The organism is Streptomyces sp. NPDC002206, from assembly GCF_053593595.1.
This window is the reverse complement of record NZ_JBSFCW010000016.1, coordinates 67,518-79,890: the sequence shown is the minus strand read 5'-3', so window position 1 is coordinate 79,890 and position 12,373 is coordinate 67,518. Positions and strand designations below refer to the sequence as shown.

Annotated in this window: 13 protein-coding genes; 5 read left to right on the top strand and 8 right to left on the bottom strand. The window is 71.6% G+C overall.

From position 1 onward, the window contains the following. Nucleotides 1-36 precede the first annotated feature (36 nt). Complete coding sequence (locus ACWCP8_RS25975) at nt 37-483, top strand: Lrp/AsnC family transcriptional regulator (protein WP_352269011.1); 447 nt, start codon at nt 37-39, stop codon at nt 481-483. On the opposite strand, the gene ACWCP8_RS25970 is transcribed toward ACWCP8_RS25975, so the two are convergent. The 3 genes from ACWCP8_RS25970 to ACWCP8_RS25960 form a co-directional block, all read right to left on the bottom strand. After that, nucleotides 473-3,616 carry an AAA family ATPase gene (locus tag ACWCP8_RS25970; protein WP_451118447.1) on the bottom strand — a complete coding sequence of 1,048 codons (3,144 nt, stop codon included), beginning with the start codon at nt 3,614-3,616 and terminating at the stop codon, nt 473-475. The two genes, ACWCP8_RS25975 and ACWCP8_RS25970, sit on opposite strands and share 11 nt — an antisense overlap. Then, complete coding sequence (locus ACWCP8_RS25965) at nt 3,613-4,779, bottom strand: exonuclease SbcCD subunit D (RefSeq protein ID WP_352269008.1); 1,167 nt, start codon at nt 4,777-4,779, stop codon at nt 3,613-3,615. Before ACWCP8_RS25965 ends, ACWCP8_RS25970 begins: the two co-directional genes overlap by 4 nt. A 288-nt stretch (nt 4,780-5,067) precedes the next feature. Continuing rightward, the gene (locus tag ACWCP8_RS25960; protein WP_352269007.1) at nt 5,068-5,694 is read right to left on the bottom strand and encodes a YigZ family protein; all 627 of its coding nucleotides are present in this window, start codon (nt 5,692-5,694) and stop codon (nt 5,068-5,070) included. A 58-nt stretch (nt 5,695-5,752) separates the two neighbouring features. On the opposite strand from ACWCP8_RS25960, the gene ACWCP8_RS25955 reads away from it, so the two are divergent. Both ACWCP8_RS25955 and ACWCP8_RS25950 read left to right on the top strand, forming a co-directional pair. Then, nucleotides 5,753-6,178 (top strand): CoA-binding protein, encoded by a 426-nt coding sequence (locus ACWCP8_RS25955; RefSeq protein ID WP_352269006.1) that lies wholly within the window; start codon nt 5,753-5,755, stop codon nt 6,176-6,178. 70 nt (nt 6,179-6,248) lie between these two features. After that, a complete protein-coding gene (locus tag ACWCP8_RS25950; protein ID WP_451118445.1) occupies nt 6,249-7,082 on the top strand; it encodes an aminoglycoside N(3)-acetyltransferase in 834 nt (277 codons plus the stop codon). 99 nt (nt 7,083-7,181) lie between these two features. On the opposite strand, the gene ACWCP8_RS25945 is transcribed toward ACWCP8_RS25950, so the two are convergent. Both ACWCP8_RS25945 and ACWCP8_RS25940 read right to left on the bottom strand, forming a co-directional pair. After that, nucleotides 7,182-7,742 carry a YbaK/EbsC family protein gene (locus tag ACWCP8_RS25945; protein WP_352269005.1) on the bottom strand — a complete coding sequence of 187 codons (561 nt, stop codon included), beginning with the start codon at nt 7,740-7,742 and terminating at the stop codon, nt 7,182-7,184. Between the two features lie 44 nt (nt 7,743-7,786). Next, on the bottom strand, nt 7,787-8,359 hold the full coding sequence (locus ACWCP8_RS25940) for a helix-turn-helix domain-containing protein (RefSeq protein WP_352269004.1): 573 nt from the start codon (nt 8,357-8,359) through the stop codon (nt 7,787-7,789). Between the two features lie 94 nt (nt 8,360-8,453). Here ACWCP8_RS25940 and ACWCP8_RS25935 point away from each other — a divergent pair, with 94 nt between their 5' ends. Further along, the gene (locus tag ACWCP8_RS25935) at nt 8,454-9,320 is read left to right on the top strand and encodes a DMT family transporter (protein WP_352269100.1); all 867 of its coding nucleotides are present in this window, start codon (nt 8,454-8,456) and stop codon (nt 9,318-9,320) included. 177 nt (nt 9,321-9,497) lie between these two features. Here the strand turns inward: ACWCP8_RS25935 and ACWCP8_RS25930 are convergent, their stop codons facing one another. Next, nucleotides 9,498-10,238 (bottom strand): acyltransferase, encoded by a 741-nt coding sequence (locus ACWCP8_RS25930; RefSeq protein WP_352269003.1) that lies wholly within the window; start codon nt 10,236-10,238, stop codon nt 9,498-9,500. 179 nt (nt 10,239-10,417) lie between these two features. Between ACWCP8_RS25930 and ACWCP8_RS25925 the strand changes: the two genes are divergently transcribed. Then, entirely contained in the window at nt 10,418-10,948 is a 531-nt protein-coding gene (locus ACWCP8_RS25925; protein ID WP_352269002.1) for a gamma carbonic anhydrase family protein, read from the top strand. A 41-nt stretch (nt 10,949-10,989) separates the two neighbouring features. On the opposite strand, the gene ACWCP8_RS25920 is transcribed toward ACWCP8_RS25925, so the two are convergent. Both ACWCP8_RS25920 and ACWCP8_RS25915 read right to left on the bottom strand, forming a co-directional pair. Continuing rightward, nucleotides 10,990-11,649, bottom strand: coding sequence for a DedA family protein (locus ACWCP8_RS25920; protein ID WP_352269000.1), 660 nt, complete (start codon nt 11,647-11,649; stop codon nt 10,990-10,992). A 156-nt stretch (nt 11,650-11,805) separates the two neighbouring features. After that, the gene (locus ACWCP8_RS25915) at nt 11,806-12,243 is read right to left on the bottom strand and encodes a DUF4442 domain-containing protein (RefSeq protein WP_030976335.1); all 438 of its coding nucleotides are present in this window, start codon (nt 12,241-12,243) and stop codon (nt 11,806-11,808) included. Nucleotides 12,244-12,373: the final 130 nt, after the last annotated feature.

Genomic DNA, 12,373 nt, shown 5'->3' with positions numbered 1-12,373 from the left:
TTGATTCGCCGGGGAATTCCCTGTTGTCTCGTCGGCATGACCGACTATTCCACGGACGCAACCGACTGGCGCATCCTCGATGTCCTGCAGCGCGACGGACGGGCCACCTTCGCCGAACTGGCGCGTGAGGTCGCCATGTCGCCCAGCGCGGTGACGGAGCGGGTGCGCCGCCTGGAGGAGGCGGGCATCATCCGTGGTTACGCCGCCGTGGTGGACCCGGAGCGGCTCGGGCTGCCGATTCTCGCCCTCGTGCGGCTGCGCTATCCGAACGGCAACTACAAGCCGTTCCACGATCTCCTCGACACCACGCCCGAAATCGTGGAGGCCCACCATGTCACCGGCGACGACTGCTTCGTACTCAAGGTCACCGCCCGCTCGATGAGTCACCTGGAAGGGGTCTCGGGGAAGATCGGCGCGCTCGGCTCCGTCACCACCAGTGTCGTCTACTCCTCGCCCCTCCCCCGGCGGGCCGTCAGCCGCTGACCGCACCGCCGGCCCGGTGCCGCACCGCCGATCCGTGCCGCTCCTTGACCACTTCGAGCTGGGCGGGGATACGGCGGCGCAGATCGGCGACATGGCTGACGATGCCGACGCTGCGGTCCCGCTCACGCAGCGAGTCCAGTACGTCGAGCACCTCGTCCAGGGTCTGGTCGTCCAGACTGCCGAACCCCTCGTCGATGAAGAGGGTGTCCAGCCGGACCCCGCCCGCCTCGTCGGTGACGACATCGGCGAGGCCGAGCGCCAGCGCGAGCGAGGCGAAGAACGTCTCGCCGCCGGAGAGCGTGGCTGTGTCACGCTCGCGGCCGGTCCAGGCGTCGACGACATGCAGCCCGAGGCCGGCCCGGCGACCTCCGGTGCGCGCGTCGGAGTGGACCAGTGTGTAGCGGCCCGACGACATGCGCTGCAGCCGGGCCGTGGCGGCGGCCGCGACCTGTTCGAGCCGGGCGGCGAGCACGTACGACTCCAACCGCATCTTGCGTTCGTTGTCGGCCGAGGTTCCGGCGGTGAGGCCGGCGAGCCGTGCGACCCGCTCGTACTCCTCGCGCAGCGGGCCCAGCCTGCGCACCTCGTCCGTCGCGCGGCGCGACAGCCGGTCGAGTTCGATGCAGCGTTCCCGGGTGGCGGCGAGCGTGGCGGCGGCGTCCCTCATCTGTCGCTCGGCCGCGTCGTACGCGGCCTGCGCTGCGTCCGGATCGGCCTGCGGGCGTTCGGCGGCGGCGCGGGTCTCCACCTCGGCGAGCCGGTCGGCGACGGCGGCGGCCTCGGCCTGCCAGGCGTCGATCAGCTGCTGGAGTTCACGCTGCTCGAGAGCCGGGAGCAGGGTCGCCGCGGCCGCCTGCGGCGTGTCGAAACCGGCCCGGAACGCGGCGTCCGCGAGCCGGCCGTCGGCCTCCTTGCTGCGCTGCGCCGCCGCTTCCTCGGCGCGCACCGCCTCCGCGGCGTCAGCGAGCAGGGCGACCCGGCGCTCCAGCAGGGCGGCGTGCGCGGCGACGCTGCCGGACTCCCCGCGGGCGGTCACCAACTCGGCTTCCAGGGCGGACTGTTCGCGGTCGAGCCCTTCCCGCCGGGAGGTCCGGGCAGCGGCGCGGCGCTCGGCCGAATGGCGCCCTTCGAGCCGCTCGGTCTGCTCCCGTTCGGCGGCTGCGAGAGCCTCGCGTGCGGCGTGCGTGCCGGCGGCGGTGCGGTGCGCCTGGGCGTGCTCGGTCGCCAACCGGGTGACCAGGGCGTCGAGCTCGGCGACGGTGGGGTCGGGGTCCGGTGACGTGACGACGTGGGCCGCATCGGCAGCGGCGGCACCGTCACCGGACAGGTCGTCGGCGCCCGGTCCAGCGATGCGGCCCTCGCCGCCATCTGCCGCACCCGCGCCCCGCGCCTGCGCCGCCGGCCGTGCCGCCGCTCGCGCCGCAGCGTGCTTCTCGCGTACGACTCCGAGCTCCCGGTCCGCCTCCGTACGGACCTGCTCGGCCCGCCGGTACGTATCGAGGGCGGCCTCCTCGGCCGCCTTGTCGACATGCCCGTCACCGGCCCGGGCCGGCTTCGGGTGGTCGCCCGACCCGCACACCTTGCAGGCCTCGCCGTCGACCAGCTGCGCCGCGAGCTCGGCGGCGATGTCCCGCAGCCGCCGTTCGCGCAGCTCGAGCCACTTCTCATGGGCGCCGAACGCGCGCTCCCGGGCCGCGGCCAGCCGGTCCGCGGCGGCCCCAGTCTCCGTCGCGAGCGCATCACGGCGCCGCGCCGCTTCCAGCTGTCGGCGAGCCGGTTCCAGCCGGCCCGCCAACTGTTCGGCGCGGGTCGCGGACTCCTGCGCCGCTTCGATGTGTTCCTGAAGGCCACGGCGAGTGGATTCCCAGCCCGCGAGCCAGCCTTCCGCCTCCAGGATCAGTTCGTCGTCGGCCCGGGCCTGCCGCTCAAGTTCGGCCCGCTCGGTGTCGATCTGCGCGCTGCGCCGCTCGGCCCGACGCGCGGCGTCGAGGCCGCCCAGCTCCTGCCGGAGCCTGCGCTCCAGAGCCGCCAGCTGTTCCGCACCGGCGTCGACGAGGGTGTCCGGCAGCTGGGCGCGGGCGCGCTCGCGGGCCGCGCTCGCTGCGCGGTAGGCCCGCTCCGCTTCGTCACGCAACTCCAGTGCGGGGGCGACGAGATCTGCTTTGCGGGCGCGTTCGAGCCGGTCGTGGTGCCCGTCGCGGTCGGGGCGACGGGCTTCGAGTTCGGTGGCTCGGCGCCGCGTCTCCTCGTACCGCTGCTGAAGCCTGGCGAGTTCGCGCGCGGTGTCGAGTTCGCGGCGGGCTGCCGCCTGTCGGCTCTCGGCCGCGGCCAGGACGGACTCAGCGACGTCGAGCCGTTCCCGGGCGCCGCTGCGGGCGACGGCGGACCACTCGAGTACGGCGCCGGACAGTCCCGGTTCGCCGGGCTGGGCGTCCGGCAGGGGCAGCTCGCCGGCCGCCGGTCCTGCGGCCTGGGCGATCCGCTGGGCGATCGCGAGAATCTGTTCGTCGCCGGCCTTGACCTGGGTTTCTGCGGTACGGCGCAGTTCGGTGAGGCGTTCCTCGACGGCCGCGAAGCGGCGGGTGTCGAAGAGTCTGCCGAGCAGCTTGCCGCGTGCTTCGGCGTCGGCGCGCAGAAAGCGTGCGAAGTCGCCCTGCGGCAGAAGGACCACCTGGCAGAACTGGTCCCGGCTCATCCCGATGAGCTGGGTGATCTCCTCACCGATCTCCTGATGCGACCGGCTGAGCGCCTGCCAGCCGTTCTCGGGGTCGTACTCGCGCAGCCAGCTCTGGGCCTTCTCGGTGGTGAAGCCGTCGCCCTTCTTCTTGGGGCGGGGCTGGGCGGGGCGCCGGGTGATCTCCAGGCGCCGTCCGCCGACGGTCAGTTCCAGTCGCACTTCGGTGGGGAGGCCGGCCGGGGCGTGGTCGCTGCGCAGCGAGGTGCCGGGGCTCTGGCGGGCGCCGGGCACCGCGCCGTACAACCCATAGCAGACGGCGTCGAGGACGGAGGTCTTCCCGGCGCCGGTGGGACCGTGCAGCAGAAAGAGTCCGGCAGATGAGAGCGCGTCGAAGTCGACTTCCTGGGTGGCGCCGAACGGGCCGAAGGCGGTGAGGGCGAGTCCGTGGAGTCTCAACGGTTCACCTCGCGTACGCCGTCGTCCACCCGTACGTGGTCGAAGGCGCCGCGCAGCACCGTACGCTCCCGGTCGTCCGCCCCGTGCCCGCCCCGGACATGCGCCACGAAGTCCTCCGCGATCTGCTGGTCGTCGCGCCCCTTGAGGCGCTGTGCGTACGAGGCGAGCGGGTCCTCGGGGGCCCGCTCGGGTTCGAGGACGAGGCTGAGGGTGTGCGGGAACCGCGTCATGAGACGGGCCATCGGCTCGTCCGGACGGACGGGGTCGGTGAGGGTGGCCTCCACCCACGCCTCCTCGTGCCGAGCCAGCGCGGGGTCGTCGAGAAGCGTGTCGAGGCGGCCGCGGAGCCGGGCGAGCGGCCGGGGCACCGGGAAGTCGATCCGTTCGGCGGCGATCGCTCCCGTGGCGTCGAGGTCGATCAGCCACATGGTCTTGCGGTGGTCCACCTCGGAGAAGGAGTAGGCGAGGGGCGAGCCGGAGTAGCGGACCCGATCGGTGACGACCTGACTGCCGTGCAGGTGGCCGAGCGCCGTGTAGTCGACGCCGTCGAAGACTCCGGCGGGGACGGCGGCCACTCCGCCGACGGTGATGTCGCGCTCGCTGTCGCTGGGTGCGCCGCCCGCGACGAAGGCGTGGGCGAGCACCACGGACCGGGTGGAGTCCGGCCGTGTCGCGAGATCGGCGCGGACCCGGTCCATGGCGGCGGTCAGCACGGCCTCGTGTCCGGCCCGCTCTGCTTTGAACACATCCTTGACCAGGGCTGGTTCGAGGTAGGGAAGTCCGTAGAACGCGACGTCGCCGTGTTCGTCCCGCAGGACGACGGGGGTGGCGCACTGCGCGGGGTCGGTCCGCAGATGGATGCCGGCCCGGCCCATCAGACCGGCGCCCACGCCGAGCCTGCGGGCCGAGTCATGGTTCCCGGAGATCATCACCGTGGGTACGCCGACGGCGGCGAGCCGGTGCAGGGCCCGGTCGAAGAGCTCGACGGCGGACAGCGGCGGCACGGCCCTGTCGTACACATCACCCGCCACCACGACGGCGTCGACATCGCGTTCGCGCACAGTCGACACCAGATGATCGAGACAGTCGGCCTGCGCCTCGAGCAGGGAGGCCCGGTGGAACGACCGACCCAGGTGCCAGTCCGATGTGTGCAAAATCCTCAAGACCTGGCTCCGACCTGCATGTTTCGCTTCCTTCGCACCCAGCGTCCGCGCCTGCCGTGCCCGGGAGCCGCACCGGACCGGCGCGGGACTGCACGGACGTCACCGACCACGCTGACGCCGCTGTTCCCCTGATCCCTCACGAACCTGCTTCCTCACAGCCCACAGTCTCGCATCGCCACGCACCACCTCCGACATGTTCAGCGAATGAGATCGAGCTGGGTTCCGATGCCCAGCTGTTCCGCCCGCCGGGGGTCCCGCAGCCCGGCCGTCCCACCCCGCCAGGCGCGATCAGGCGTCCCCGTACGCCTCACCGCCCAGCTCCAGCAGCGCCTCACCTGCGGTCGCATCGGCCAGCCAGCTCCGGAAGCTCTCGACATCGGAGTCCGGCAGTCCGACCTCGATGATCACCGCCTCCGCGTACCGGACCTCCCGCACGGCCAGTCCCGTGGCGCGCAGATCGTTCTCCAGCCTGCCGGCCCGCTGGTGGCCGACGGTGATCGTGGCGAGCCGGAACCGCTGTCGGGTGATCGTGCCGAGCTCGTCCAGAGCCTCGCCCACCACCCCTCCGTAAGCCCGGATCAGCCCCCCGGCGCCGAGTTTCACACCGCCGTAGTAGCGGGTGACGACGGCGACGACGTACCGCATCTCTCGGCGCATCAGCATCTGCAGCATCGGGACGCCCGCGGTGCCGCCGGGCTCGCCGTCGTCACTGGCCTTCTGCACGGAGGCGTCGGTGCCGATCACGTACGCGAAGCAGTTGTGGGTGGCGGTCGGGTGTTCCCTGCGGATGCGTGCGACGAAGTCCTGCGCCTCCTGCTCGGTGGCGGCGGGGGCGAGCGCGCAGATGAAGCGCGATCGGTTGATCTCGGTCTCGTGCACGCCCGCTCGGGCGACCGTCCGGTACTGCTCCTGCATCCGGCCACCCTATGCGCAAGGCGGGAATGGCCCACGACCGCTCTCCGTTGACCGAATCATGTATGCAGACGCAGTGGGGACTGAGACGGAGACGATCCGCAGGATTCTCCGGCACACGGGCGACACCTGGGCCGTGGTGGGACTGTCCAACAACGAGTCGCGCGCGGCCTACGGCGTCGCCGCGGCCCTCCAGCGCTTCGGCAAGCGCGTGGTCCCCGTGCATCCCAAGGCGGAGCGGGTCCATGGCGAGGACGGGTACGCCTCGCTGGCGGACATTCCGTTCCCGGTCGATGTCGTGGACGTCTTCGTCAACAGCGAACTGGCGGGCGCCGTCGCGGACGAGGCGGTCACGCTCGGCGCGAAGGCGGTCTGGTTCCAGCTCGGTGTGATCGACGAAGCGGCGTACGAACGCACGCGGGCGGCCGGACTCGACATGGTGATGGACCATTGCCCGGCGATCGAGATCCTCCGACTGGACGGATGAGCGAGGTGCCACGTCTCGGCCGAATGTGCGGGGTGTCACACATGCCGAGCGGCTGGGAGAATGTCCCGCTGTGAGTGTTACCGGTGCGTCCGCCGTCCTGACCGTTCCCCACCACCGAAGCCGGCTGGCCGATGAGCTGTCCGAACTCGGTGTGGTGCGGGGTGGTGTCCTCATGGTGCATGCGTCGATGCGCGCGACGGGGACGGTGAGCGGCGGGGTACGAGCAGTGATCGGCGCACTGCGGGACGCGATCGGAGCGGACGGCACCCTGGTCGTCCCGTCGTTCACACCGGAGAACTCCGATACGTCCCCGCACTACCGGGAGCGGGTGCGCGGCCTCAGCGACCCGGCCCGGGAGGCTGTGCGGGCGAGCATGCCGCCCTTCGACCGGGCGACGTCGGCCGCACCGTCGATGGGCCGCCTCTCGGAGGCCGTTCGACAGACGCCGGGGGCCGCACGCAGCGGCCACCCCCAGACGTCGTTCACCGCGCTGGGCCCCCTGGCCAAGAAGCTCGTCGCGCACCACCGCCGCGACTGCCATCTCGGCGAGGACTCGCCGCTGGCCTGCCTCTATGACATACGGGCTCAAGTACTGCTGCTGGGCACCGGGTTCGACTCCTGCAGCGCGTTCCACCTCGGCGAGTACCGCGTGCCCGACCCGCCCCGCCGCAGCTACCGCTGTGTGGTGACCACCGGAGGCAGGCGCCACTGGTGGGAGTACGAGGACGTCGCGCTGGACGACAGCGACTTCGCCGCGCTCGGAGCGGAGTTCGAGCGCACGGCCGACGGCACCGCGGTACACACCGGCACGGTGGGCTCGGCGACGGCGCGGCTCTTCCGCTTCACCGACGCGGTGGACTTCGCGACCCGTCGGCTTCCGTCCCACCGGGCGGCGCGGCCGTAACGGGGCCGAACGCCCCCTCGGTTCCCGGTGCCTGCCGCTGCCTGCGTCGTGTTGCGCGGGCCTCGGCACCGCGACGGGTTCGAACAGGGGCGTCGGCGCTCACACCGTGACGCCGAGCCCCTCGACGAGCACCGCGTTCGGCAGCGCCGCGAGCGCCTTCCCCGGGACGATCAGCTTGCCCCGGCGGCTACCGCTGCCGATCAGTACCCACTCCTCGTCCACCACTGCGGGATCGAGCAGCAGCGGCCAGTCGGCCGGGAGTCCGATCGGGGTGATGCCGCCATACTCCATGCCGGTCTCGCCGACCGCCGTGTCCATGGAGGCGAACGACGCCTTGCGGGCGCCGAGGTGCTTGCGGACCGCCCCGTTCACATCGACGCGCGTGCGGGAGAGGACGACGCAGGCTGCCAGAGTGACCTCGCCGCCGCGCTTGCCGGCCACCACGACGCAGTTGGCCGACCGGTCGAGCAGATCGGCGCCGTGGTGGGCGACGAAGACCGCCGTGTCCGCGATCTCCGGGTCCGTGTCGACATGGAGGATCCGGTCGGCGGGAACACCGCCCCACCCCTCGCGCACGGCCTCGGCGACCGGAGGGGTGAGGAGGTCGATGCGGTCGACGGCGGGGGCGGCATTTTCGAAGGTGCCGATGGGTGCGCGCATACGCGCCACGCTAACAGCGACCGTACGGCGGCCGATCGGGCGTCTCAGCGTACGGGCGGGATGGACACCGCCATCGTGAACTCGGCCGGTTCGGAGCCTTCGTTGCGGTAGGCATGCGGGTGGTGTGCCTCGAAGGTGGCGGAGGTGCCCGCGGGTACGGAGTGGGCCTCGCCGTCGACTTCCAGGGTGAGCACGCCCGCCGTGACGTGGAGCAGTTCGACGGTGCCTTCGGGGTGCGGGTCGGAGGTGCTGCGGTCGCCGGGCATCAGGCGCCAGGACCAGAGTTCGATCGGGCCTCTGGCCTCCGTACCGACGAGCAGGGTGGTGGAACTGCCCGCCTCGGTGGACCACATGCGCACCGCCTGGCTCTCGGGAACCAGCCGGACATGCGATCCCTGTTCGTAGTCGAGCAGGGTGGTGATGCTGATGCCCAGGGCGTCGGCGAGCTTGACCGTGGTGCCGACACTCGGATTGGTGCGCGCCTGCTCGATCTGGATGATCATGCCGCGACTGACCCCCGCGCGCGCGGCGAGGGCATCCAGGGTGAAGCCACGTTCACCGCGCCAGCGCTTGAGGTTGCGCGCGAGCGACTGGGTGAGCTGGTCGAGGTCAGACACATTCCGTCCAATATTCTGGATGACAGAGTCAAAAATACTGCACTACGGTGTGGTGCACCCAACCGTTCACCGCACTGTACTGCGAGGCATGCCGATGACAGCACTGTTCGCCCTGGCCACCAGCCTGCTGTGGGGGCTGGCCGACTTCGGCGGCGGGCTGCTCACCCGGCGTACGCCCGCGCTCACCGTGGTCGTCGCCTCGCAGACCGTCGCGGCGGTCGTGCTGGGCATCATCGTGGTCGCCACCGGAGGCTGGAGCGAGGCCGGCGGTCAGCTCTGGTTCGCCGTGGCCGCCGGTGCCGTCGGCCCGGTGGCCATGCTGAGCTTCTACAAGGCGCTGGCGCTCGGCCCCATGGGGGTCGTCTCGCCACTCGGCTCGCTGGGCGTCGCGGTGCCGGTGAGTGTCGGACTGGTCATCGGCGAGCGGCCCGGGCTGCTGCAGTTCGCCGGGGTCGGCGTCGCCATCGCCGGCATCGTGCTGGCCGGTGGACCGGAGCTGCGCGGGGCGCCGGTGCAGCGGCAGGCGGTGCTGCTGACGCTGGTGGCCGCATTCGGCTTCGGGGCGGTGATGTCGCTGATCGCGGAGGCGTCCACGACGGTCACCGGGCTGTTCCTGGCGCTCTTCGTGCAGCGCCTCACCAACATCGCGGTCGGCGGCGCAGCACTGTACGTATCGGTACGGCGCGGGGCGCGCGCGCTGCCCGAGGAGGGTGGGGCGGCCGTACTGCTGGCCACGCTGCCCGCCCTGGCGTTCGTCGGCCTCGCCGATGTCGCGGCCAACGGCACCTACTCGATCGCCGCGCAGCACGGCCCGGTCACCGTGGCCGCCGTCCTGGCCTCGCTCTATCCGGTGGTCACGGCCCTGGCCGCCCGCGGCGTCCTGGGCGAACGGCTGCGCGGGGTGCAGGCGGCGGGGGCCGGTCTGGCCCTGGTGGGGACCGTACTGCTCGCCACCGGGTAGGAAGCCGGCCCCAAGGGCTGTCCCCGAAATCCCTGGCGGGCGCACGACGACAGCTACGGCATCTCCCCGCGTTGCCGGAACGCCCGAATACGCCCCGAATGAGGACGCCCCTTCGCCTTGTGCGATGCACCGCATCCGACGCCGCGCGCTGATCCACCGGGGATTAGGGGACAGCCCTCAGGACCTTTCCTCGAGTTCCGCGACGGCCAGCAGCTGTTCGGGCGTGACATCGGCCGGGATCGGCACCGGAGCGGGCGTGCGCAGAGGCGGCTGCCAGCCCTTCACCGGGTCCCAGCTGCGTACGACACGTGCCGGTGCCCCGGCCACCACCGCACGGTCGGGCACCTCTCCGCGTACCACCGCGCCTGCCGCGACCACCACGTTGCGGCCGAGCCGGGCCCCCGGCAGGATCACCGCGCCCGTGCCGATCCAGCAGCCCGGTCCGATCGCGACCGGCTCCATGCGTGGCCACTGTCTGCCGACCGGCTCGTGCGGATCGTCGTAGCTGTGGTTGGTGGACGTGATGTACACGTACGGCCCGCAGTACGTGTTCGAGCCGATGGTCACCGTGGTGTCGGCGACGACATGGCTGCCGCGGCCGAGCACCACGCCGTCCCCCAGGGTGAGGATCGGCGCGGAGCCGAGGTCCAGGTCCGGCATCAGTCCGGCGGTCAAGGTGACCTGCTCGCCGATGATGCAGTGGCCGCCGAGCTCGATCCACGGCTCACCGAAGACGGTGCCCTGCGGGAAGGCCAGTCGGGTCCCCTCGCCGATGCGGCCGAAACGGAGCCCGCCCGGGTGCTGCGCGGTGATCGCGCCCGCTTCCTGGATCGCACGCCAGCCGCGGTGGACGGCGCGGGACAGGACACGGCGCCGCCAGGCGGTGAGGGATGAGAACGTGTTGCTGTTCTTCGGCACTCGCTCACGGTAGTCGGCGCGGCCGGAACGATCACCGCGGTGTCCTGTGATGTTCACCCCACTCCGCGGCGGGGGAACGGCCGTCGCATACCGTTCCCCTGGCTCGATCGAACAAAGGCGATCGAACAGCGGCGGCCGGACCACGCGGCCGAACGAAGCGGAGCACGGAGGAACGGGCGATGGCAGAGCAGGCGTTGATCACGGGCATGGGCGGCCACGAACCGGACATCGACGTGGCGGCCTTCACCGCACCGACGTCCGTCGTGATCGGCGAGGTCACCATGGCCGCGGGCTCCAGCGCGTGGTACCAGGCGGTGCTGCGGGCCGACTGCGCTCCCATCACCATCGGTGCCGACAGCAACATCCAGGACAACTGCAGCGTCCATGCCGACCCCGGGTTCCCCGTCACGGTCGGCGAGCGCGTCTCGGTCGGCCACAACGCCGTACTGCACGGCTGCACCGTCGAGGACGACGTCCTGGTCGGCATGGGGGCCACGGTCCTCAATGGGGCGCACATCGGCGCCGGTTCGCTGATCGCCGCTCAGGCGCTGGTCCCGCAGGGGATGCGGGTGCCGCCCGGTTCACTCGTCGCGGGCGTACCGGCCAAGGTCAAGCGCGAGCTGACCGCGGAGGAGCTCGAGGGCATCAAGTTCAACGCGGTGGGCTACGTCGAGCTGGCCAAGGCGCACCGCCAGGCGCACCAGGGCTGAGCGCCGTACGAGCCGTCGGCCCGAGCAGCCGGGCCGACGACTCAGTCCGCTGCCGGCACCGTTTCCGCCTCGGCTGCGGTGCGCTCCCCGGCCTGCGCCGCCGCCTTCTTGGCGCGGCTCTTGAGGACCAGCATCGAGGTCAGCCCGATCAGCAGCGCGACCACCAGTCCGAGCCAGGAGAAACGCTTCAGCCAGGCCTCGGCGACGACCCCCACCGAGTAGATGACGGCCGTGGTGCCGCCCGCCCAGACGATGCCGCCGAGCACATTGGCGATCAGGAACTTCCAGTACGGCATCCGCAGGACGCCGGCCAGCGGTCCGGCGAAGATGCGCAGCAGTGCGACGAAGCGGCCGAAGAACACCGCCCACATGCCCCACTTCTGGAACGACCGTTCCGCCATGGCGATCTGGTCCGCACCGAAGTGTTTGGGGAACTTGCCGCCGAGCCAGGCGAGCAGCGGCCGCCCGCCCCTGCGCCCGATCGCGTACCCGATCGAGTCCCCGATGATCGCTCCGGCGGAGGCGCAGGCCCCGAGGATCACCGGGTCGATGCCGCTGTGCCCGGCGGCCAGCAGTGCCGCGCTGACGAGGACGATCTCACCGGGCAGCGGAATACCCAGGCTCTCCAGACCGATGACGACGCCCACCAGGACGTACACGCTGACCGCGGGGACTGTCTCCAGCCACTCCTGGATGTGCAACGCCGATTCCTCCCGTACTGATGTGCTGTCGCCCGCCGGGCAACTCCTCGGCGCACGCCGGGCAGCCTACCCGTCGCACCACCTGCCCGGACAGCACGAAGGGCCGCCCCGCGCCCTCGTCAGGGGCGGGACGGCCCGGGTCGGGCGGTGCGGTCCTCAGGCGTTCGGGCGGAGCGTCCAGACGACGGTCATCTCACCGGTCACCGCGCCGTCCGCGCGCTGGATCTCGATGGTGACGGGGAATTCGGGCCGCTTGCCCTCATCGAGTTCGGCGACCACGTCCGCCACCGGTCGGCCCAGGGTCGCGGTCGCGGTGACAACACCCATCGCCAGCTTCTTGTAGCCGATCTCCGCCTTCACGGCGAGCGGTACGGCGCGGGACATCTGGTCGCCGAAGGCGGCGATGACGATCGCGCCGCTCGCCGACTCGGCGAGCGTGAACATCGCTCCGGCATGCGGTCCGCCGACGTGGTTGTGGTAGTCCGCCTGGTCGGGCATGCGGACGACCGCACGCTCCGCGGTCGTCTCGAGGAACTCCAGATTGAGGGTCCTGGCCATCGGAACGGTGGCGACGAGCATGTCTCCGACTGTCATCTGTTCAGCGCTCATGCGCCGAATGTTACTCACGAGTAGAACCGTTTGACCATCCCCGCTCTCCTCAAGACGACCACGTGGCAGTCGCCTTGACCGTTCCCTCACAGGGGCGGCCGTAGCCGACCGGCCG